This is a genomic window from Acinetobacter sp. YH12231, assembly GCF_013417755.1.
GTDB classification, from domain to species: Bacteria; Pseudomonadota; Gammaproteobacteria; order Pseudomonadales; family Moraxellaceae; genus Acinetobacter; species Acinetobacter amyesii.
In genome coordinates, this window is record NZ_VPDJ01000013.1 from 44,157 (window position 1) to 66,783 (window position 22,627).

The 22,627-nt window shown below is 39.2% G+C and carries 21 protein-coding genes; 12 read left to right on the forward strand and 9 right to left on the reverse strand.

Annotated features, from left to right (window positions below):
* Nucleotides 1-110 precede the first annotated feature (110 nt).
* Nucleotides 111-1,898 (reverse strand): acyl-CoA dehydrogenase, encoded by a 1,788-nt coding sequence (locus tag FTV11_RS09525; RefSeq protein ID WP_180073894.1) that lies wholly within the window; start codon nucleotides 1,896-1,898, stop codon nucleotides 111-113.
* Between the two features lie 122 nt (nucleotides 1,899-2,020).
* Between FTV11_RS09525 and FTV11_RS09530 the strand changes: the two genes are divergently transcribed.
* Entirely contained in the window at nucleotides 2,021-3,007 is a 987-nt protein-coding gene (locus FTV11_RS09530) for a GlxA family transcriptional regulator (protein WP_180073895.1), read from the forward strand.
* A 7-nt stretch (nucleotides 3,008-3,014) separates the two neighbouring features.
* On the opposite strand, the gene FTV11_RS09535 is transcribed toward FTV11_RS09530, so the two are convergent.
* The 5 genes from FTV11_RS09535 to FTV11_RS09555 form a co-directional block, all read right to left on the reverse strand.
* A complete protein-coding gene (locus FTV11_RS09535) occupies nucleotides 3,015-4,214 on the reverse strand; it encodes an MFS transporter (protein ID WP_373685415.1) in 1,200 nt (399 codons plus the stop codon).
* Nucleotides 4,198-4,644: a MarR family winged helix-turn-helix transcriptional regulator gene (locus FTV11_RS09540; RefSeq protein ID WP_180073897.1), complete on the reverse strand. Its 447-nt coding sequence runs from the start codon at nucleotides 4,642-4,644 to the stop codon at nucleotides 4,198-4,200. Before FTV11_RS09540 ends, FTV11_RS09535 begins: the two co-directional genes overlap by 17 nt.
* A 190-nt stretch (nucleotides 4,645-4,834) precedes the next feature.
* On the reverse strand, nucleotides 4,835-5,617 hold the full coding sequence (locus FTV11_RS09545) for a DUF805 domain-containing protein (protein ID WP_180073898.1): 783 nt from the start codon (nucleotides 5,615-5,617) through the stop codon (nucleotides 4,835-4,837).
* 139 nt (nucleotides 5,618-5,756) lie between these two features.
* The gene (locus FTV11_RS09550; RefSeq protein ID WP_078193824.1) at nucleotides 5,757-6,311 is read right to left on the reverse strand and encodes a thermonuclease family protein; all 555 of its coding nucleotides are present in this window, start codon (nucleotides 6,309-6,311) and stop codon (nucleotides 5,757-5,759) included.
* 216 nt (nucleotides 6,312-6,527) lie between these two features.
* Complete coding sequence (locus tag FTV11_RS09555; protein WP_180073899.1) at nucleotides 6,528-7,445, reverse strand: LysR family transcriptional regulator; 918 nt, start codon at nucleotides 7,443-7,445, stop codon at nucleotides 6,528-6,530.
* A 93-nt stretch (nucleotides 7,446-7,538) separates the two neighbouring features.
* Between FTV11_RS09555 and FTV11_RS09560 the strand changes: the two genes are divergently transcribed.
* The 5 genes from FTV11_RS09560 to FTV11_RS09580 all read left to right on the forward strand — a co-directional run bounded on the left by FTV11_RS09560 (nucleotide 7,539) and on the right by FTV11_RS09580 (nucleotide 12,810).
* Complete coding sequence (locus FTV11_RS09560) at nucleotides 7,539-8,780, forward strand: acyl-CoA dehydrogenase family protein (RefSeq protein ID WP_180073900.1); 1,242 nt, start codon at nucleotides 7,539-7,541, stop codon at nucleotides 8,778-8,780.
* A gap of 110 nt (nucleotides 8,781-8,890) precedes the next feature.
* A complete protein-coding gene (locus tag FTV11_RS09565) occupies nucleotides 8,891-10,012 on the forward strand; it encodes a phosphotransferase family protein (protein WP_180073901.1) in 1,122 nt (373 codons plus the stop codon).
* On the forward strand, nucleotides 10,009-10,707 hold the full coding sequence (locus FTV11_RS09570) for a histidine phosphatase family protein (protein WP_180073902.1): 699 nt from the start codon (nucleotides 10,009-10,011) through the stop codon (nucleotides 10,705-10,707). The genes FTV11_RS09565 and FTV11_RS09570 overlap by 4 nt, the downstream gene beginning before the upstream one ends.
* A gap of 19 nt (nucleotides 10,708-10,726) precedes the next feature.
* Complete coding sequence (locus FTV11_RS09575; protein WP_078193819.1) at nucleotides 10,727-11,470, forward strand: SDR family oxidoreductase; 744 nt, start codon at nucleotides 10,727-10,729, stop codon at nucleotides 11,468-11,470.
* A 293-nt stretch (nucleotides 11,471-11,763) separates the two neighbouring features.
* Nucleotides 11,764-12,810, forward strand: a complete 1,047-nt coding sequence (locus FTV11_RS09580; protein ID WP_180073903.1) for a fatty acid desaturase — start codon at nucleotides 11,764-11,766, stop codon at nucleotides 12,808-12,810.
* A 64-nt stretch (nucleotides 12,811-12,874) separates the two neighbouring features.
* Here the strand turns inward: FTV11_RS09580 and FTV11_RS09585 are convergent, their stop codons facing one another.
* Nucleotides 12,875-14,029, reverse strand: a complete 1,155-nt coding sequence (locus tag FTV11_RS09585) for an alpha/beta hydrolase-fold protein (RefSeq protein WP_257222551.1) — start codon at nucleotides 14,027-14,029, stop codon at nucleotides 12,875-12,877.
* Between the two features lie 437 nt (nucleotides 14,030-14,466).
* On the opposite strand from FTV11_RS09585, the gene FTV11_RS09590 reads away from it, so the two are divergent.
* Both FTV11_RS09590 and FTV11_RS09595 read left to right on the forward strand, forming a co-directional pair.
* Entirely contained in the window at nucleotides 14,467-15,183 is a 717-nt protein-coding gene (locus FTV11_RS09590) for an SGNH/GDSL hydrolase family protein (RefSeq protein ID WP_180073904.1), read from the forward strand.
* Nucleotides 15,184-15,222: 39 nt separating this feature from the next.
* On the forward strand, nucleotides 15,223-15,831 hold the full coding sequence (locus FTV11_RS09595; protein WP_180073905.1) for a uracil-DNA glycosylase family protein: 609 nt from the start codon (nucleotides 15,223-15,225) through the stop codon (nucleotides 15,829-15,831).
* Between the two features lie 107 nt (nucleotides 15,832-15,938).
* Here the strand turns inward: FTV11_RS09595 and FTV11_RS09600 are convergent, their stop codons facing one another.
* A complete protein-coding gene (locus FTV11_RS09600; RefSeq protein WP_180073906.1) occupies nucleotides 15,939-16,376 on the reverse strand; it encodes a hypothetical protein in 438 nt (145 codons plus the stop codon).
* A 162-nt stretch (nucleotides 16,377-16,538) separates the two neighbouring features.
* On the opposite strand from FTV11_RS09600, the gene FTV11_RS09605 reads away from it, so the two are divergent.
* On the forward strand, nucleotides 16,539-17,204 hold the full coding sequence (locus FTV11_RS09605) for a class I SAM-dependent methyltransferase (RefSeq protein ID WP_180073922.1): 666 nt from the start codon (nucleotides 16,539-16,541) through the stop codon (nucleotides 17,202-17,204).
* Between the two features lie 71 nt (nucleotides 17,205-17,275).
* Here FTV11_RS09605 and FTV11_RS09610 read toward each other — a convergent pair whose 3' ends face one another.
* Nucleotides 17,276-18,832, reverse strand: a complete 1,557-nt coding sequence (locus FTV11_RS09610; protein WP_180073907.1) for a phospholipase D family protein — start codon at nucleotides 18,830-18,832, stop codon at nucleotides 17,276-17,278.
* A gap of 125 nt (nucleotides 18,833-18,957) precedes the next feature.
* On the opposite strand from FTV11_RS09610, the gene FTV11_RS09615 reads away from it, so the two are divergent.
* From FTV11_RS09615 to FTV11_RS09625, 3 genes are all read left to right on the forward strand, one after another.
* Nucleotides 18,958-20,073, forward strand: a complete 1,116-nt coding sequence (locus FTV11_RS09615) for an S-(hydroxymethyl)glutathione dehydrogenase/class III alcohol dehydrogenase (RefSeq protein WP_078193885.1) — start codon at nucleotides 18,958-18,960, stop codon at nucleotides 20,071-20,073.
* Nucleotides 20,074-20,366: 293 nt separating this feature from the next.
* Entirely contained in the window at nucleotides 20,367-21,386 is a 1,020-nt protein-coding gene (locus FTV11_RS09620) for a flavin reductase family protein (RefSeq protein WP_180027114.1), read from the forward strand.
* Nucleotides 21,387-21,421: 35 nt separating this feature from the next.
* Nucleotides 21,422-22,591, forward strand: a complete 1,170-nt coding sequence (locus tag FTV11_RS09625) for an acyl-CoA desaturase (protein WP_180027115.1) — start codon at nucleotides 21,422-21,424, stop codon at nucleotides 22,589-22,591.
* Nucleotides 22,592-22,627: the final 36 nt, after the last annotated feature.

A 22,627-nucleotide genomic window follows, 5' to 3' on the forward strand; every position in this document is an offset into this window, starting at 1 on the left:
TATGTTCCTTTTTTATTGCAGTTATATTGAAATAGATAGGGTTGGACAAGATTTTCATCCGTGAAAACCTTGTCCAGATTAGCCCATTGAGGACTGAGCTAAACGGGTGACTAGAACCAACTTTCTTGCATGTTGAGGCAAGTATCATCAAGTTCTAGCAATAACTTGGCTTGGTGCTCTATTTCAGGTAATTCCCAGCGGATAAAATATTGCGCGGCTTGTAATTTACCGGCTAAGAATTGTTGATCTTCAGCTAAATCTGAATGTTCAAATTTCACAAGAGCTTGATTAGCCATTTCAAGCCATAGCCATGAAATGATGACTTTGCCCATCATGTCTAGATACAAGGCAGAATTACCCAGTACCTGATCGACACGACCTTGTGCGAGGACTTGTCCCAAACTTTGTGTGGTTTTCTTCACCGTGTTTAAATGCCCTGAAAAAATCGCTGCAAGCGCTTCCGTTTTTGGATGTTGAGCTTGATCAATCGTATTTTGCATACGTTGTAATAACAGCATCAAACCTCTGCTGTTGTGCTGCCAAAGCTTACGACCCAACAAATCCAAAGATTGAATACCAAATGTACCTTCATGGATCGGATTTAAGCGGTTGTCGCGATAGCATTGTTCAAGTGGATATTCGCGGGTATAGCCAGCGCCACCTAAAACTTGAATGGCTAAATCATTGGCTTTTGGTCCATAGGCGGAAGGGAATGATTTGACGACAGGGATAATCAAATCTAATAACAACGCGCTGTCTTCATTGTTAGCGGCTTGATGTTCATCAATTAATCGTGCAGCAAATAGGCATAATGCGAGTGCGCCTTCCACATAGGATTTTTGTGCCAAAAGCATCCGTTTAACATCTGTATGTTGAATAATATTGACAGGTTTTGAGGCAGGATTTTTATCTGATACTAAGCGACCTTGTGGACGGTTTTTGGCATATTCGAGTGACTCTAAATAGCCACGGTATCCAATCATGGCTGCACCTAAGCCGACACCGACTCGTGCTTCATTCATCATCTTAAACATATATTTAAGACCAGCACCTGCTTCACCAATCAGATAGCCTGTACATTGGTCTTTTTCACCAAAGCTCAGTACTGTCGATGTTGTACCTCTGTAGCCCATTTTATGTAATAAGCCAGCCAGTTGAACGTCATTGGCGCCTGCAAGTGAACCATCGCTCAGGGTTTTAAACTTCGGAACAATAAACAGAGATATACCTTTTACGCCCTGAGGTGCGTCTTGGATGCGAGCAAGGACCAAATGCACGATATTTTCAGTGATGTCTTGGTCACCCCCTGAAATAAACATCTTTTGGCCTTTGATGAGGTAGGTACCATCGGCTTGCGGTATAGCTTTTGTGGTCAAATCACCTAAAGATGAACCCACATCAGGTTCAGTCATAGCCATCGTTCCTGCAAAGCGACCACTGAACATATGCGGTACAAACATATCTTTTTGTTCAGTCGTACCGAAAGCTTGAATCACATTTGCAGCCGCAGCGGTTAGAAATGAATAAGCCACTGATGAAGGATTTGCTGACATGAAATAAGCATTTGCAGCCATGTTGATCAAAGTCGGAAGTTGCATACCGCCTGCATCATAATCATGCTGCGCACAAAGCAAGCCGGCATCTGCAAATTGCTTCCATGCCGTTTTGACTTCTGCAATGGTTTTAACCTGTTGACCATCAAACGTAGGTTCGTTTTGATCGGCTGTTGCGTTATGTGGTGCAAAAAAGTCTTGAGCAATACCTTGTGCAGTTTCTAGGATGCTTTTGAAGGTTTCAGCATCATGCTCAGCAAAACGTGGGTAATGCGTTAAGTCTTGCGCTTTAAACACGTCAAATAGCAAAAAATTTAAATCTTTGTCATTGATTAACTGCGCCATTGCTCAATCTCTAATCGGGTTGAATTTTATGTCTTAAGCCTAGCAGTTGATTTTTAGATATAGAATTGTCAATAATGACACTTAATAAGTTAAAAATGACATTTTGATAATTTGAACTTTAAATGAAGAAAATCATAATTTTAGCATTTGATGGTGCTTTGGCTTCTGCGATTACAGGGGTTGTTGATCTATTTGCAATGGCGGGAGTCAGTTGGAACCGGATCCAAAAACAAAATGTGCAGCGGCTATTTCAGGTCAAAATTGCCTCACAACATAGTCAAGCAGTACAATGTATCAATGGCATCAAGCTTTTTGCAGATTTAGCATTTTCTGAAATAACAGATGCAGATGTCATCATTGTCCCAACGATAGGTGCGCCGATCTTAGATGTTTTAGCGCAAAACGCAGCACTGATCGAATTATTAAAAACTCGGCAATTGCAAAGCGGACTGATCGCAGGAAATTGTACGGGTAACTTTTTTCTGGCAGAAGCAGGGCTTTTAGATGGTAAGCAGGCAACGACGCATTGGGGCTTTCAGCAAATGTTTCGTGAACGCTATCCTTTGGTAAGACTGAATGCAGATCAGCTCATTAGCCATGACCAAAATATCTATTGTGCAGGCGGCGGCTTAGCATGGTTTGATTTGGGACTACACCTAATAGAACGTTTTTATGGTTTTGAAACGGCAATCCATACGGCAAAATCATTTGTATTGGATTATCGTCGTGATAGTCAGTTGTCCTATTCTTTATTGAAAATATCTAAACCGCATCAGGATGGTTTGGTGCAAAAAGTTCAAGATTGGTTGGAACAGCATTATCATGAAAATATTGTCTTAGATGAACTTGCGGCGCAGTTTAATGTCACAACGAGGACATTGATTCGACATTTTAAAACGGCTTTGGATATTCCACCGAATCAGTACTTACAATCAATACGGATTGAAGCTGCACGAAAGCGTTTAGAAGAAACGGGACATGCTTTAGATCTGATTATGCGAGAGGTCGGCTATAGTGACCCAAGCTCATTTCGACGGTTATTTCAAAAAAAAACGGGGCTGAGCCCCTTAGAATATCGTCGACGTTTCAGCCGACGATTTGATGTTTAGTTATAGTTTAAGCGGTTCGAACGGTATAACGACCATGTAAAATGTAGTAGGCACCAATACATGCAAAGGCAGCAAATGCGCTATACAAATACAATTGTGAATAGCCAATATGGTCGAGCAATTTACCGATAAAGTATGGTCCAAAGCCTAAGCCTGCATCCAAAAAGATAAAGAAAGTCGAAGTGGCAAAGCCCATACGTTCAAGCGGAGCACTTTTTACTGCAACTGTTTGGCAGACCGACTGAATATTGCCATAACCGAGTCCAAGTAGGCCTGCACAAAGTAAAAGCATCCATGAACTCTGAGTGATGCTGAGTAATACCAATGCCACGCCCATAATCACAAAAGCAGGGTAGATCACTACATTTTCACCTTTACGGTCCATTAACGGGCCTGTAAATGGGCGAGAAATTAAAATCGCAATGGCATACATCAAAAAGAAAAACGAGGCTGTTTCAACCAAATCGATTTCTTTGGCGTAGAAGTTAATGAAAGATAAAACACCTGAATAGCAGATTGAAGCGAAAAGCATGATGAATGATATCGGTAATGCTTTCGGTTCTACAAATTGAGCAATCCAACTTGGTTTTTTGACGGCTTCAACAGTATCAAGAGGTTTATTGATTTTGGGTAAATCGGGCACTTGAATCAGTAAGGCAACCAATAGGCAGCTCAATGCGATAATCGTAGAAACGATAAAAATCGCGTGATAACCAATGTGTAACATCATCCAAATTGCAAGAAATGGCCCAATAGCCGTACCTAACGTACTACTCATGCTGTAGTAGCCAATGCCTTCACCCCGACGTGTCGCTGGTAAGATTTGGGCAATTAAGGTACCCAGCACTGTTGATGCCATACCCATCATAAAGCCATGCATAAAGCGTATGAAGAGCAACATGCCGACGCCAGACTGAATGAAGTAAAAACCAGAAAAAATTAAAAAGCCAATTAAACCAACGATCAGTGTCGTTTTACGTCCAAAGCGTTCTAGGAACTTGCCTACCAATAAACGCCCGACCAATGTGCCGACAATGAACAAGCCTGAAACTAAACCTGCTTGGGCTGTAGTCGCACCCAATTCAGCCACCGCATAGCCCACGATCACCACAACCAAGAGATAAAAGGTTAAAACCAATTGGAAGTTAATGGCGCTGACTAAAATAAAATTTCGAGTCCAAAGTGGTGCGTTATCTTGCATGATCATCACCTATAGTGTTTTGTTCAAGTTCTTGCATGACACGGTGTAAAATTTGAATGGAGTGTTGGATATCTTGGCTTGCTACTGGCGCGATCAGGCGCTGCTCAAAGGCATCTATGTCTTTTGCACATTGCTGAAATAACTCACGTCCAGTCTCGCTGAGCATCATTTTCTTTTGACGTTTATCGTCAGTTTGTACATGACTCAAAATATCCATCTGTGCAAGAATTTTGACTCGCTTTGTGATAGATGGCTTGGATACGTTTAAATATTCCGCCATTTCAATAGATGTACAAGCGGTTTTTTCACGGATGACAAACATGACTTGCCAAAGCGAATAGTTCAATTGATAGGGCAATAAAATCGTGTTGATTTCATCACTCATCAAACGCGCACAGCGTAGAAGTGAAGAGCGGAAACCTAATGTGGAATTCATGATAGTTAACTAGGGTAACTAAATTATCGCAACTTTATGCCTTATTTATTTTGAATTCAAGTGAACAACTCAAAGCATAAAAAACAGGTATAAAAAAACCTGTGCGCACACAGGTTTTTTTGCATAACATTTCATTTAAAGCTTATCGTTCAATGTATATCATTGAATTGATACCTTAAACAATACGTGTTTATTCTACAGAAGCTTCTGCAGCTGCAATTGCTGCATCTTCCGCTGAACTGTCTGCATTTTCTGCATTTTCTGAAATTTCTACACTTTCACCATCTGCATAAGCAAGTTCTTCACCTTCTGATTCAGCTTGCTCTAAATAAGCCGCAATTTGTTCATCCGTTAATTCAGGTTCACTATCAGACATCATCGCTTGTTCTTGTAATTGCGCTTGTTCTAAATTGTTCATCATACTTTGCATATTGAACATCAATGGGATCATGACCAATAAATAAACAATCATCAGGATTAGATACAATGACCCAATAACTTTCTCTGTTTGTTCCGTTGGACGTTTTATGCCATATTTATTTTCACCTTCGGTGCCTTTTGCAGCCATCACATAAATGCTAAAGATGGTACCGACCAGAGGGATTAGAAAAATTAAACAGAGCCAACCGCTTTTATTTAGATCATGTAAACGACGAATCGTAATGCAGATCATTGCGACAAACATTGCAATAATGGAAACGACAATCAGTGCGATTGCACTGAGTCCTAAAAATGAATTAAAAAGTGCTTCAATACTACGTTCTGTTGAATTGAAAAATGCAAAAAGTCCCAGCGCGACGCTGATCCCTAATAAGCAGGTATAAATCATGCTAATGATAAATAACCACGCTAAATAGGACAGGCGGCCAAAACGTCCTTCAGGAGACAGTGGATGATCGGCTTTTTGAATTTGAGGCTGAATATTTTGATCTTGTTGAAACGGATTCAATTCGCTTGAAGTAAGTTCAGTCATTATTATTCCAATTTTAATTATCTAATTTATTTTCTATGCCCAAAAGGGCAGCATTATTGTATAGCGAAGTAAAAAAAGGTCAAATATTAGACATGGCTAAGTCGTCAAATATTCCTTAGCCATGCTGTAATGTGGTCTGTTATTTATGTAATTTACGATACTCTTTAGGGCGCATTGGACGACTGGCTTTCCACAAACCTTTCTTTTGTTTACGTGCTTTGCTTTGTAAATTCATCATATAGTGCAAATGCTTTTGGTCACGGATGTATTCTTCGTAAACCCACGCAGCACCACGTTTTACCATTTCTTCATTCATGCATTTACGATAGCGATAAATAACCCCAACGCAGCGGCCATAACGGTCTACATCAGTGATTTTTACGCGAACAAATTTCTTGTAAACCATGGATTTGATCAGTCGAGCGGACTCTTTACCGTAGGCTTGTGTCGATTCTGGCGCATCCACATAAGCAAAGCGAAGTTTGGTTTTAGAACGTCTTAGATTCATCCGATAGCAGGTGAGGGTGTCGCCATCACTAATATCAGATACACGACAGAGGTAAGATTTTCCTTTCTTAAAAGGTTGGAAAAAATCCTTTAAGAAAATGGTGACTTTATAAAGAACATAGACTGTGATCAGGCACAGTACTGCACCTAAAGCCATGAGCCAATTCGCGGAGAGATTTGAAAGCATACACAATGATATGAACGAGGTCATATCGCATAAAAACAGGAGTTTAGATTTTATAAGAACTCATGATATATGGCTGTCGAACAAACCGACGGTCAGTTAAAAATACCTTAAATAATCAGCATTTGATCTATAAATATACAGCAAGTTTCATCACGCAAAACTCTATCTAAATACATGCAAATAGCCTAAGTAAAGTGGTGTCCTATTGAAAATAGCCTAAGCAAATATTTTAGAAATTTCGCTTCGCAAAAAAACATGCCGTGAATTTAATTCCAAATCATTATGCCAATACATCCCTAATTTAATTTTCGGCAAGTCTACAGGTACATCAAAAATATTCAGTTCGGGAGCAACCTGTAAATGCGTCAAAATATTTTGCGGAATCGTCAATATCGCCTTGGGTTGCTGTGCCAAAATTTGTAGCGCAGTAGAGTAATGCTGACAGCGTAAAAAAATCTCTCTAGAGTGTTTTTTACGATTTAAATAAAAATCTTCAACTAATACACCTGCACGTCGGGAAGAAACCCCAATGTGAGGAGCAGAAAGATAAATAGATTCATCCATCTTGGAATGTTGACTACAAACCACGAATTGGTCTTCAACTAAAGTTTGAAAATTTATTTTTTCACCAAAGTTTTGCTCAAGATCAATCGCAAAATCGATTTGCTGTGCAGCAAGGTCAGCCACAATGGTTTTGCGGTCTAATTTAATACTGGAAAATTGGATCTGAAACTGTTGCTGTTGAAAGTGTTCAACTAACTTAGGAAAAATAATCGGTTCAATTTCATCATGTACGGCAATTTTTAAGCTCTGTACCATTGAAGGAGTAAATTGTTGTTTTTGGATAGAAATACTTTGAATCGCAATAAGCGCATTTTTAATTACGGGATAAATCTGTTCAGCAAATGGAGTCGGGAGCATTTTTGCCCCAGCACGTACAAATAAGTCATCTTGTAAATGTTGTCTTAAACGTTGAAGTGCATGACTCGCTGCAGACTGAGTAATACACAAAATTTGTGCTGCTTTTGAAATGCTTTTTTGTTCATAAACTGCGATATACAGTGGATATAAATTGATATCCATACGGTGGAAAACACCCATATCAATGACGGTGTTTTTATGAATACTATTCATGTTCATCTATTGAATTAAATCATTTTGTTCATATTAGATTTCAGGTTATGGTGTTGTAAAGCGTAAAGAACATAATATTTAAAGGATATTGTCATGTTTGAACTTTCAGCACGTGCACAAGATTATATTGAAAGAACAAAAAAATTTATTAAAGATGAAATTGAGCCTGTAGAAACTGAGTTTTGGGCAGAAGTTCATGAGTTGAACCAAGGTGGTGATTGGACCAAATGGCAATGGCCGGCACAGTTAGAGGTTTTAAAGGATAAAGCCAAAGCTGAGGGCTTATGGAATATGTTTTTACCTTGTCCTGAACTTGGGCAAGGCTTATCTGTACAAGAATATGCACACATCGCAGAACTTTCAGGCCGTAGCTTACTTGCACCTACGGTATTCAATTGCAATGCACCTGACAGCGGCAATATGGAAGTGATTTGGCGCTATGGCACGGAACAACAAAAGCAGCAGTGGTTAACACCATTACTAGACGGAAAAATCCGTTCGGTGTTTTGTATGACGGAACCTGCAGTTGCTTCAAGTGATGCCACCAATATGGAAGCTACGGCTGTCGTTGAAGGCGACGAAATTGTGTTGAATGGCCGTAAATGGTGGTCTTCAGGTTTAGGTGATCCAAATGCCAAAATCATTATCTTTATGGCGCATACACCTGATGAAAGCAAAGACCGTCACCATCAGCATTCAATGGTTTTAGTTCCTGTCGATACGGCGGGTGTAAAAATCGAACGTATGCTTCCAGTATTTGGTGACTACGATGCACCACATGGACATGGTGAAATTAGCTTCACAAATGTTCGTGTTCCTGTTGCAAACTTTATTGGCGGCGCTGGTCAAGGTTTTGAAATTGCACAAGGTCGTTTAGGCCCAGGCCGTATTCATCACTGTATGCGTTGTATTGGTGCTGCTGAGAAATCACTAGAACTGATGATTGACCGCGGTATGAGCCGAACTGCGTTTGGTAAAGAAATTTTAAAACTCGGTGGCAATTTAGAACGCGTAGCAGAAGCACGTGTTGCGATCGATCAAGCACGTTTACTGACCCTATATGCAGCATATAAAATGGATACTCTAGGGAATATGGCTGCATTAACCGAGATTTCGGCAATTAAAGTGGTTGCGCCAAGTGTCTTAGAAAAAGTTGTCGATATGGCGATTCAAATCCACGGCGGTGCTGGGGTTTCTAGAGATACACCGCTCACAGGTTTCTTTGCGCAAGCACGTTCACTGCGTCTAGCTGATGGCCCTGATGAAGTGCATAAAGGCATGATTGCAAAATTAGAATTGGCGAAGCGCGGTTATAGCAGGCGTCGTAAAAAATAAACAAGTTGTAGTCACATATTTGGCATGGCAACCCCGAGTTGTCCATGCTATAAAACTATAGAAAATTATATTTTTATCATCATGATAGATTCAAATTTAGGAAGAAAAGCATGTCAGTGATCGATGTAGGCGGTTCAGTTCGTGAGGGTGAAGAACTGGATGTACGTGCTGTAGGAAATTGGTTGATTGAACATGGCGTTGAAATAGAAGGGCCTGTAGAAGTCACTCAATATTCAGGCGGTGCATCAAATTGGACTTATCGCTTAAAATACGACAATGCTGATTTAATTTTACGTCGTCCACCGAAAGGCACCAAAGCCAAGTCTGCACATGATATGGCACGTGAATATAATGTACAGAAGGCATTATCTGAATTTTATCCTGTGCTCCCTGAAATGGTGGCGCTATGTCAGGATGAATCAGTGATTGGCTGTGATTTCTACGTGATGAAGCGCGTAGAAGGTATCATTCCACGTGCAAACTTACCCAAAGAAATCAATTTTGATGAAACTCAAGTTCGAGCGTTGTGTACCAACGTCATCGATAAGTTAATTGAACTGCATCAAGTGCCTTATGAAGGCACAGCTTTAGAAAAAATAGGCAAGGGCGACGGGTACTGTCGTCGTCAAGTGGAAGGTTGGGACGCACGCTATGAAAAAGCCAAAACCTTAAATGTTCCTTCGTTTAAATATGTCCGTAATTGGCTCAAAGACAATATTCCTGCTGACTCTAAAACCTGTGTAATTCATAACGATTGGCGTTTTGATAACGTGATATTAGATCCAAATGACCCAACCCAAGTGATTGGCGTATTGGATTGGGAAATGGCAACACTGGGTGATCCATTGATGGACTTAGGTTCTGCTTTGGCGTATTGGGTTGAAAGTGGCGATAACGCAATTTTTAAAGCGACACGCCGTCAGCCGACCAACCTAAAAGGCATGTTTAGCCGTAAAGAAGTCGTTGAATATTATTTGGATAAAACTGGTCTTCAAACGGACAATTGGACCTTTTATGAAGTGTTCGGCATTTTCCGTTTAGCTGTAATTGCACAGCAAATTTATTACCGCTTTTACCACAAGCAAACCAATAATCCGGCATTCAAAGATTTTTGGATTGTGATCCATGCTTTACATATTCGTGCCTTGAAACTCATCGGTTTGCAAAAACTTGAAGCCAATGACGTGGCACAAAAATATATTGAAAAAATGAAGGATATTTTAGGGAAATGACCACGATATATTTAATTCGGCACGGTCAGGCTTCTTTTGGTGCAGAAAGCTATGACAAGCTTTCTCCCAATGGTGAGCTACAGGCTAAGGTGCTGGGACAGTATTTCGACCGTATTTTAAAAGAAAGTCCTTATGTGGTTGCAGGCTCCATGCAACGTCATCAACAAACAGCCAATCTTGCATTGGCTGAATGCTTTCCAGAAGCACAAGTTGATACAGATAACGCGTGGAATGAATTTAATCATCAGCAAGTTTTTGCTCAATATGAACCTCGATTTAACCAACCGCATTTATTAAAAGAAGATGTATCTAAGCATGAAAACCCACGTGCTTATTTATCGAAAATTTTTGAAGGCGCCATTGAGCGTTGGACAGGTGGAGAATTTCATCATGAATATGATGAATCTTGGCCACATTTTAAAAGTCGAGTCGAAACTGCTCTAGAAAAGTTATGCAATCAACTGGCTGAAACCAAACCGCGCTATGCTGTTGTGTTTAGTTCAGGTGGTGTTATCTCTGTTGCAGCGGGCAAAATTTTAGGGCTGAGTCCAGAAAAAACATTTGCACTCAATTGGGCCATTGCCAATACCAGTATGACAACACTGCGTTTAGTCGGAAATGAACCGCAATTACTCAGTTTAAATGAACATCATTTTATAAAAGCAGTTGATCCAAATTTATTAACTTGGATCTAAGATAAACAAAGGAATTATCATGGCTAAAACAATTTTAATTACAGGTGCAAGCTCAGGGATTGGTGCAGGAATGGCACGCGAGTTTGCACAAAAAGGCTACAACTTAGCCATTTGCGCACGTCGTTTAGAGCGTCTAGAAACGCTAAAAAATGAACTGGAAAGCCAATATGGCATCAAAGTGATTGCGAAAACCCTCGATGTCACAAATTACGATCAAGTGTTTGAAGTGTTCCGTGCCTTTAAAGCAGATTTTGGCAGTATTGACCGTGTTATTGTCAACGCAGGTGTCGGTGAAGGTCGTCGTATTGGTAAAGGTAATTTTGAAATTAACCGCGCCACAGTTGAAACTAACTTTATCTCTGCTTTGGCGCAATGCGAAGCTGCGGTTGAAATTTTCCGTAGCCAAAATGCAGGGCATTTGGTGGTGATTTCGTCGATGAGTGCTATGCGTGGTATGCCTAAACATTTAACGGCTTATGGTGCAAGTAAAGCAGGTGTTGCTGCTCTAGCTGAAGGTATTCGTGCAGAACTGATTGATACCCCAATTAAAGTGACGACTATTTTCCCTGGTTATATTCGTACAGAGATCAATGAAGGTGCGAAAAAACTGCCATTTGAAGTCGATGAAAAAACTGGTTCACATCTTTTAGCAAAAGCCATTGAGAAAGCACCGGTTAAAGCTTATGTACCACAATGGCCCTGGTTGCCTTTAGGTCTTGCAATGAAAGTATTGCCGTTGAAAATTGTGAATAAATTGGGTTAAACCTTTATTCAATAATAAAGCTCCAATTTTGGGGCTTTTTTATTCTCAAATGATCTTCACCTTCCTCTGTAGGTTAAAAGGAATACATAAAACCTGTGATCAAAAGACATTAAAAGCAGCCGATTTTGCAAAGAAAAATTGGAGTAATTACTCAGATTATTTATAAATAAGATATTGAAAATAAATAAAATGTTGAATATTTGAACAGACGATGATTTGTTCTCAAAATAGCGATTTCCTTTTTTTTAATTTGCTTTAATGTACAACTGTTCTTTAATTTTTAGGTTTGTACTATGTCTATGTCTTCCGATATGACAGATCAACAGCGAATTAACAAAGTCAGAACTGTCGTAACGAAAGCTGGTGAAGACTTACGTCAGCAGTATCCCATTTTAAAACATCAAAACTTTATAGGCGCTTCCATCCTTATTTTTGCGCTACTGGGAATGTTGGTTTCAGCTTGGGCGTTTGCTGTTAGCATTTTACCGGCATGGGCTTGTGTGATTTTGGTGGCGATGTTTGCGTCACTGACACATGAATTAGAACATGACCTGATTCATTATATGTATTTTAAAAAGACGCCGTGGGCTCACCATCTCATGTTGGCCTTGGTTTGGTTAGCACGTCCCAATACCATTAGTCCTTGGGCACGTCGTCGTTTGCACCTCAACCACCATAAGTATTCAGGTTCAGAATATGACTTGGAAGAACGGGGCATCAGTAATGGCATGCCTTGGGGATTACGCCGAATATTGGTCATTAGCGATCAATTGATGACGGTGTATTTGCGCCCATTTCAAATGTTCAAGATGATTAGGACATTCATTGAAAAACAACCTGAAAAAGAACGTAAAACTGCATTCTTCTCTCAACTGACTGGATTTTTCCCTTTAAGTTTTGTTTATTACGGCATTTGGTATGTATTTGTCATTTATCATGTGGTGAATGGTATTGCTCCAATGTTAGGGCAAAGTATTAGTTGGTCAGTTAATTTAGTGAAGTTAATTCCAACGATTAATTTTCTAGCTGTGGTTTGGATTATCCCGAACTTTATACGCTCTTTTTGCTTACAATTTATCAGCTCAAATATGCATTATTATGGTGATATTGACCCACGCGATGTCATTAAACAAACTCAGGTGTTAAATCCGTGGTGGTTGTTCCCAATGCAATTGTTTTGCTTTAACTTCGGTTCGACCCATGCCATTCACCATTTTGTGGTCAAAGAGCCGTTTTATATTCGTCATCTAACCGCAAAAACTGCACACCAAGTCATGCGTGAGGTTGGTGTACGTTTCAATGATTTTGGAACCTTTAAACGCATAAATCGCTGGAATTAAATCAGTACTAGCTTCAAAAAAAGCCCTCAATTGAGGGCTTTTTTATGATCGAAACTTTTATAAATTACTTGTGTGCAAAAAAATGCTTGAGCGCATCTTGCAAGGCAACTTGCCATACCGCGTAGGAATGTCCGCCGATATATGATTGGTAATGCACATCATGACCTTTATTTTTTAAATCGGCTGCAACAATAGGTGAAGTCTCTAAAATACTCAGTTCATTATTATTGCGTGAGCTTTCATAACTATTGGCAGTAATAAACCAATGCTGTTTAGGTTGTGAGGTTTTATCACGAATGATTTTACTCATGCCATTTGGGAGGTCTGTCGGCGCATTTTGCCACCAAAATGACCCAGATAACGGTACGACATGACTAATTTGATTTGGATTTTCTAAGGCTAAATAAGCTGAACTTAAACCGCCAAGACTTGACCCAAGTAGTACCGTTTTCTTCGAATCGACTTTTGCAGGTGCATTTTTTTGAATCCAAGGCATCAGTTCAGCACTAAAAAATGCTGAAAATTTTATATTTGGTGTTAATTCTTTAGGTCGTTCCTGATCGTTCGGTGGAGAAACAAAAATGGCTTGAATTGGCGGTAACTGACCTTGCTCAACTAATATATCTAATGCCTTTGGCACATTCAGCAACTCGTTATATTGCTGAGCATCAAAAAATATAGCGGTGATATAGCTTTGATTTTTCTTAGCTTTAGATTGGTAAATTTGGATTTTACGTGAGTTATTCAAAATTTTGCTGTCTAGAACAAACTCTTGTAATTGGGGCTGTTTCACATTTGGATATTGTTTTGAATCAATAAAAGGCGGGGCATCTTTAAGCGCCACTAAATTTTCATTACGCAAGCCTGACGTGTCATCACTTGCGAGATAAGTCTTTTTATTGAAAGGATCAATCCGTTGTACCTGTATCACAGCACGACGCTGCATTCTTGATTCTTTAAGTTTAGGATTCAGATGCGGACAATAATTTGACAGATAGCCTTCTAAGTTCGGTAAATCGACAGCAAAGCTATAACTGCCAATATAACGATGATCAATAATCGATTCTTTAAACCAAATATCGGTATTTGGTAGGCGTGTTAACCATTCATGGTCATTACTTGGGCCACCAATAAGGCGAACATTATGCTGCGCACCTTTCCATAAAAAAATTATACGGTCATGTTTTTCATCATAGTTTTCAATGATTGGTGTACCCATAAGCTCTACACGCTTCCAAAAATCTTCGAGAATTTGAGCATGTTGTTTTGGATTTTGATCTAACTGATGTTGTAGGTTTAATAATATTTGGCTTCGCGCTTTAACATCTTCACATGCAGCAGCATAGGGGAAATGTTTTTTTCTATTGTATCGGTTAAAGCGGGTGAATTTTGAGTTTGGGCAAAAGCAGAAGAAACAGCAATGCTAATAGAGCAAGCTAAAAAAAGTGGGGAAAGTTTTTTCATTGAAATAATAAAATAGGTAGGATGAAAACCAATAAATGATAATCATTATTAATATAAAAAACTAGCAATATGCCGCAGAATGATGCTTTTAACAAAAGAAAATGTAGAAAAATAACAATAGAGTCAATGCTTTGTTTCTTAAACTATTTAAAATAATGAAGACGACAAGCTTTAATTCATTACCCAAATATTATGCTACTCAAAGTATCAACACTGCTGCTGTTACCTGCGTTACTGATCCAAGGTTACCGTGTGAAAAAAAATACCCCACGTTTAGCAGAACCGATGGGAGAACGTTGTGGGATGAGTGGTCAGGGTAATCGACCATTATCGCTATTAATACTAGGTGATTCAGCAGCAGCAGGTGTCGGCGTCGAGCATCAGTCAGATGCGCTATTGGGACAATTGCTTAAAATTTTATCGCCTGATTATCAAGTTCACTTTTGCCTTGAAGCCACAACGGGGCTTAACAGCCAGCAAATCATCAATGCTTTGGATAATGTCACAACGCAGAACTTTGATGTCGTGATCAGCTCTGTTGGTGTCAATGATGTCACAGCATTAAAACAACCAGACCAGTGGTTGAAGCTCCAGCAGCGTTTATATCAAACTGTCGAGGAAAAGTTTCAACCACAGCTATTGATCATTTCAGGTGTGCCACCAATGGATGAGTTTCCAGCTTTACCGTTTCCATTGTCATGGCTGTTTGGACAATATTCTCAGAAGATGAATGCGCTGTTAAAAAATTTTATTAAAACAAAGCCTAATACGAGGCTAATTGAATACGATTTACAAGAATATCGTGAAAAAAATTTACAAATGGCAAAAGACGGCTTTCACCCGAGCAAAGAAATTTATCAGTTATGGGCTGAAAAAATAGCAAAACAAATCACTGAACAATTTTCATAGACATTTTATGATTCAACCACTGGGCGAAGTTAAATTTACATGAGCAAAGATATTTCAGGCGTGAATCCGCAAATCGAAACACATCCTTTAGCGCCATTTTTGCCATCAAATGGGAAACTCTTGATGTTAGGGAGTTTTCCACCTCCAAAAACCCGCTGGAAGATGGATTTTTATTATCCAAATTTCCAAAATGACATGTGGAAAATCTTTGGCCTATGTTTTTTTCAGGATAAAAATCATTTTCTCAATCTAGAGAGCAAAACTTTTAAAGAACAGCTCATTCGAGATTTTCTAAATGAAACAGGCATAGGCATTTTTGATACGGCCTATCAAGTGATTCGTTTGAAAGGCAATGCATCAGACAAGTTTTTACATATCTATCAGCCAACCGACATTGCGAAGCTTCTTACGCAGATGCCTAATTGCCATAGTATTATGACGACAGGAGACAAAGCGACTGATACTTTAATGCTCTCTATGCCAGAAAATACGGAAAAACCACACATTGGGCATGCTGTTCATACCGAATTTGCAGGCAGAGATTTGACTTTATACCGTATGCCATCATCATCTAGAGCTTATCCACTAGCACTGGAAAAAAAAGCCGAAGCCTATCAAAGCTTATTTAAAGATATAGGCTTACTTTAGGGAAGTTTGCGTTATTGTGAGATACCTTGAAATTTATGTCTCATTTAAACAGGCAAACATTCAATGATTAAAAGGTGGCATCTTAATAATGGATAAACACCAATTCCTTAGCCATCATATTCAACATAATCCCAAAGGTTTAAACGCGCTTTAATTTCTTTGCGAATATGAGGCAGCATAGGTAGTAAAGTGCCATCGATCCATAAACTCAGTGTCTGAGATGAAACTTTTTTGTTTGCATCATCTACAATTTGCGCACCTTTGACGATCACCAAAGTTTCTTCGCTAGCTGCAGTTTCAATGCCTTTAAATAAAAGCTGTAATTCATGACCTGTATCTTGAATTAACCATTCCAACTCAATTTGGATATTGTGATTAGATTTAAGTACAGCTTGGCCTTCAATCATGTCATTGTCAGATAAGCAGTCATGCTCAACCCGAACTTTCGACAAAAACCATTCTTGATGACCAAGGTCAGAGAGCGTTGTAAAAGGCGTTAAAATATCACTTAAATTAAATTGGCGGCTTAAATCAAAAAATTGCATTAGAAAACTTTAGAGGGAGATAAAACAAAATAAGAGGTGGATGTTAAAGCATCATCAAGTATGAGTAAAACCTTTGCTTTTATTGAGATATTTTATGTATAAATAGCATTCAATCTATCTAAATTAAGTCTAAGAAAAATGCATTGCGAAAATAATATACACATAAACGATGTGCCCAGCCCTATAGACTTAAAAGATCCAATCGAAGCTAAACAATGGGCCGCTGAAGTGAATCTTAAACGACCGTGGCGTTATGACATCTTTCAAATGTATGTCGACTCTATTTTGGCTTTAAACCCGAATGCGCACGTGCTTGAACTCGGTTCAGGCCCAGGCTATTTGGCAGAGTTTTTAATCAATCATTGTCCAAATATAGATTACACAGCATTTGATTTTTCCGAAGCTATGCATGACTTGGCAAAAGGAAAACTAAGTGCAGCGCAACGCTTAAAATGTAATTTTATAACAGGGGATTTCAAACAATCTGCTTGGGAAGAATCACTTCACTTCAATCAAAACAGCACCTTTGATGTGATTATTATTCATCAGGCCTTACATGAATTGAGGCATAAGGCGTATGCAGCAGAGTTTCATCGGACTGTAAAAACGTTGTTAAACACACAAGGCGTGTATTTTGTATGTGATCATTTATATGCACCACATGCACAGCAAAATCATGAGTTGTATATGTCAGTTGAGGAACATTTAGCCGCGCTGAAAGCAGCCAATTATGGCCAAGTGGAATGTCTGGGTGAAGTCAATGGTTTGGTTCTTTTCAAAAGCCAGCACTCATATGAACGAGACAGACTAAGACCGTTTTTGACTTGATCGAACTTATCAGATTATTTCAATAAATAGCCTCGACGAGGGCAATTCAATCATTTAGCAGTACGTTGTCATTACATCATCCATTCAATCGGGAGGTATGACACTGCTTTTATACTAAATCGTTGGAATCGAGTTGTTTCAGGTTCATGGGTATAGGTTTTGGTTTTTCCATTTTTTTGATGCTCTAACCAAATGATTTCGCCGTTTTCATCCAGTTTTAATTCATACGCAATTTGCGGTAAATATTGGTTTAATGCGGCAGAAATATCGTTTTGTAATCGATCAGACTTAACGACAAGGCCAACTTCCGAATTTAAATTTGCGGAACGTGGATCAAAGTTAAATGATCCAATAAACACCATTCCGTCGATATCGAAAAATTTTGCATGCAAACTAGAGGCATTTTTGCCTTTTGCAGGGATGATATTTCCAGTTATGACCTCATACCATGTGCGTTTTGAACGCTCTATATAAGGTTTAAATTCATATAGTTTCACGCCGTATTCGAGTAAGTCTTTGCGATATTTTTGATAAAACGCATGAACGACAGCGACGTCATTGGCTAAAAATGAATTGGTTAACACACGGACTTTTACATTTTTACCTGCAAGACCCGTTAGAAAGTCAGTTCCTTGTTGCATGGGAACAAAATAAGCTGAAACCAATTCCATGCGTTCCTTGGGCTGTCCCATCAAGGTCGCAAATTGGTTATAAATTAATTCTTGCTCTTTAGCCTCACCACGAATTTTATTCGGACTATCCGCAATGAAATGTGCTTCGGCCCAATTCACCGGTCTTAGTTTAAGCTGAGCCGCCAGTTGTTGCTGTGCATAGTTAATACGCTGCTGATCTTTAGTCAACGTTGTAGAGTTTTCTTGGTACGTTTGTCTTAATTGATTTAATTCTTCTTTTGTACCTGCACCAATCCATTGCTGGACAGAATAACTTAAATCATCATTCCAAAAGTTCAAAAACACCTGATTGGCTTGCTGAATGGCTTCCCCATAGAAAAGGATGTCCAAATCTGTAAATTGAAAACTTTCACTGGCATCAAAATATTCATTACTGATGTTACGACCGCCAGTTACGCCCATAAAACCATCGGCAATAATTAATTTATTATGCATACGATGGTTAATGTGCTTTAAGCGAAATGCATAATCAATGGCACGTAATTTTCTGAATTTATATGGATTAAATAGTTTGATAGAAATGTTGGGATGGGCTGAAAGGGATTGTAAGGTCGGATCGAGTTTCGTCCCGTTTTGATCATCAATTAATAGCCTTACTTTTACCCCTCGGTCAGCGGCATGCAGTAACTCTTGAAACATCAGATGCCCAATAGCATCATTTTCCCAAATATAATATTGCAAATCGATGGTGTATTTTGCATTTCGAATCAAATGTAGGCGAGAAGCAATGCTTAAGAAGGCATCATCTAAGGCTAAATAAGCCGTTTGTTTTTGTTGTAATTTTTCTAAGTCTGTAGCTGATGTAATCCATTTGTCTGCATGCGATTGTATAGGGACATCTTTTTTTGACTGATTGCTAGGTAAGCTGCATCCAGTTAATAGGCTGATCGAAACAGTTAAACCGACAGTACAACTTATTTCACGTAATTGTATCATTCGAATAGCATTAATCATTCCTTGAAAAATTCATCATAACATCATGTTTTAAGGTTGTATCTAGGCTTAAAAAGAGGTTACTGTAACTCATCTGTTAATATAAGCCATACAGGATGTTTTTAGACATGAAATCACGTGCAGCCGTTGCTTTTGGACCGGGTCAGCCTTTAGAAATTGTGGAAATTGATGTGGCTCCACCTAAAGCAGGTGAGGTTTTAGTCAAAATTAGCCATACAGGTGTGTGTCATACAGATGCATTTACATTGTCGGGTGATGATCCTGAAGGCGTATTTCCAGCAATTTTAGGGCATGAAGGTGCAGGTGTTGTGGTTGAAGTCGGTGAAGGTGTGACTTCAGTGCAACCAGGTGATCATGTTATTCCACTTTATACTGCAGAATGTGGTGAATGTTTATTCTGTAAATCGGGTAAAACAAATCTTTGTGTATCTGTTCGAGCAACACAAGGGAAAGGTTTAATGCCAGATGGCACAACACGTTTTTCGTATAATGGTCAGCCGATTTATCACTATATGGGCTGTTCAACATTCTCAGAATATACAGTGGTTGCAGAAGTGTCTTTGGCAAAAATTAACCCTGAAGCGAACCACGAACATGTATGTTTGTTGGGTTGCGGCGTAACTACAGGCTTAGGTGCAGTTAAAAATACCGCTAAAGTTCAGGAAGGTGACTCAGTTGCAGTCTTTGGTTTAGGCGGAATTGGTTTGGCTGTGGTACAAGGTGCTAAAAAAGCCAAAGCAGGTCGTATCATTGCGGTAGATACCAATCCTGACAAATTCAAACTGGCTGAAGAATTTGGCGCTACAGATTTTGTTAATCCAAAAGATTATGATCGTCCAGTTCAAGAAGTGATTGTAGAAATGACGGGTTGGGGCGTCGACCATTCATTTGAATGTATTGGCAATACCAATGTGATGCGCTCTGCTTTGGAATGTGCTCACCGTGGTTGGGGGCAATCTGTGATTATTGGTGTGGCAGGTGCAGGTCAAGAAATTTCAACCCGTCCATTCCAATTGGTTACAGGTCGTACTTGGAAAGGCACTGCTTTCGGTGGTGTTAAAGGTCGTTCACAATTACCGGGTATGGTAGAAGAAGCCATGTCAGGCGAGATCAAACTTGAACCATTCGTGACCCATACCATGGGGCTGGATAAAATCAATGAAGCCTTTGATTTAATGCATGAAGGTAAATCAATTCGCTCTGTTGTACATTTTGAAGATTAAACATTGATTTAAATATTTTTGATTAAACGACTAATCATTTAAATATTAATGCGTTAATTTTCACTTTTTTAAAAACTAGGCTTTGGCCTAGTTTTTTTTATTTGTGTCGTTATAAAAAATCAAAACGTCAAATTAGGATTTGCAAAAAGTGACAGATTGTTAGACATAAAATGATAAAAAATGCCAAATGATAGATTTTGTCCCGAATTCACATGGTGGGGAATTAGCACTAAACTTAATGTAAGCATAATTTAAAAAACAAATGTATATTAATGCATTATCCGAGGCAAAAAATGACAACTACAAGTTACAAGCCTGAGTGGATTCGGGAAGATTTTATTGATTTTATTGCAGAAAAATTTGATGCAATTTGGGCCTACAAACGTGTAAAAGCACAATTAGTCAAATCACGTTGTGTGGGGATCGGGTTTTATGAACTGAGTTTTTTAGCGAATCACAACTTTAATGCAGAAAATTATCGACCAGGCCAATGTGTTCTGGTGACAGTTGTAAAGGATGGTGTACGGCATCAACGTAGCTATAGCATCGTCGAAATCAATACATCTGGTCATGTAGTAATCGCAGTCAAACAACAAGGCAAAGTGTCCAACTGCTTAACTCATTCAAAAAAAGGTGAGGTTGTTGAATTATCGCAACCGCAAGGTGAGTTTGGCTTAAAGCTAAATTCGGATCGACCAATTTTGCTGCTTGCTTCTGGTAGTGGCATTACCTCAATCATGGCTTTGTTTAAACAAGCAATTCAGCTTGGGCGTACGGTTGACCTGATTTATTTCAATCGAGATGATGCTTATTTGGATGAATTGATTCAACTGGCGAAGCAATCTAACCATGCACATTTACATGGGATTAATACGCTGAAAACCAAATTGCATATCACACCAGAGGTGCTAAATCACATGGTCCCTGATTTTAAGCTGCGAGATTGCTATGCCTGTGGTGCAACGCCAATGATGCAAAGCATTGAGCAATTGTATCGTGAGTTAAGGCTTTCAGAATATTTAAATACTGAATATTTTCAGATGATTGCTGATGATTCAGTACCTGCTCAACCTGTTACTTTTAGTTTAGCCCAGCAAGATTTTTTGGCAGAGGGAAATTTACTGGAAAGTGCTGAAAAAGCCGGTTTAAAACCTGCGCATGGCTGTCGGATGGGTATTTGTAATACCTGTTCGTGTACCAAATTACAGGGTTCAGTGAAAAACTTACTCACTGGCGAAATGGATCATGCGAATAACACACAAATCAAATTATGTGTCTCTCAGGCAATTTCACCTGTACGTATTCAACTCTAACCCAAGCCGCATAAAAACAAATCAGGGGCATCATCATGAATCAATCGATATATATTAGTCCGAATAGTAAGTCACGTTATTTATCACCCGAACAAACTGCTGAATTTGGCGAAAAAGTTGAGCAAATTCGCCGTGAAATCATGCAGAGTGTAGGTGAAAAAGATGCAGCGTATATTTATAAAATTCGCAATTTTGTCCGTCATAGCGAGATTGCTTCTCGTGGCATGTTGATGTTTGCAGGTTGGATTCCACCAGTGTGGTTACTGGGTACTGGTTTATTGGGTATTTCTAAAGTCGTAGAGAACATGGAACTCGGTCATAATGTGATGCATGGTCAGTTTGATTGGTTAAATGACCCAAGCTTAAATGGTGCTAACTATGATTGGGATACCATTGCCACAGGCCAAGACTGGAAATATACCCATAACTATGTGCATCATACCTATACTAATATTGTGGGGATGGACCATGATGTCGGCTATGGCTTAATCCGTGTGAGTGAATCGCAAAAGTGGGAGCCACGTTTCCTTTTTAATATTCCACTGGCTGCCCAACTCATGGTTTTCTTTGAGTGGTATGTCGGCATTCAACGTTTACATTTAGAAGATGTTATTGCGTATAAAACCAAAACTTGGAAAGATGTATGGCATGAAGCGGCCGATGTACGTCAGAAAATTAAGCGCCAAGTGATTAAAGATTATGTATTTTTCCCGCTTATTGCAGGTCCCAATGCGATTCCTGTATTTGCAGGAAATGCTGTAGCCAACGTGATTCGTAGCTTATGGACTTCCGCTGTCATTTTTAATGGACATTTTACTGAAGATGCGGAAAACTTTGAGATGGACAATACCGAAAATGAAACTCGAGCAGAATGGTATCTCCGTCAAATTCGTGGCTCAAGTAATTTTAGTGGAACGCAATGGTTACATATACTCAGTGGTAATTTGAGTCACCAAATTGAACACCATTTATTCCCTGATATGCCTGCAAACCGCTATGCAGAAGCCGCACCTAAAATTAAAGCACTTTGTGAGGAATATGGTATTCACTATAATGAAGCCAGTTTCATCAAACAGTTTGCCAGCGTTTGGGTTCGCCTCGCGAAATGCTCAGTGCCGAATGACTGGCGTGCCGAGCTTAAGGAACGTTCAGCTACACTTCAGCAGCGCCTTAAACAAAAAATCATGAAGAAAATCGGGTGTTAAAATACAGTATTGTTTAGCAATATTGCCCTTAATGCT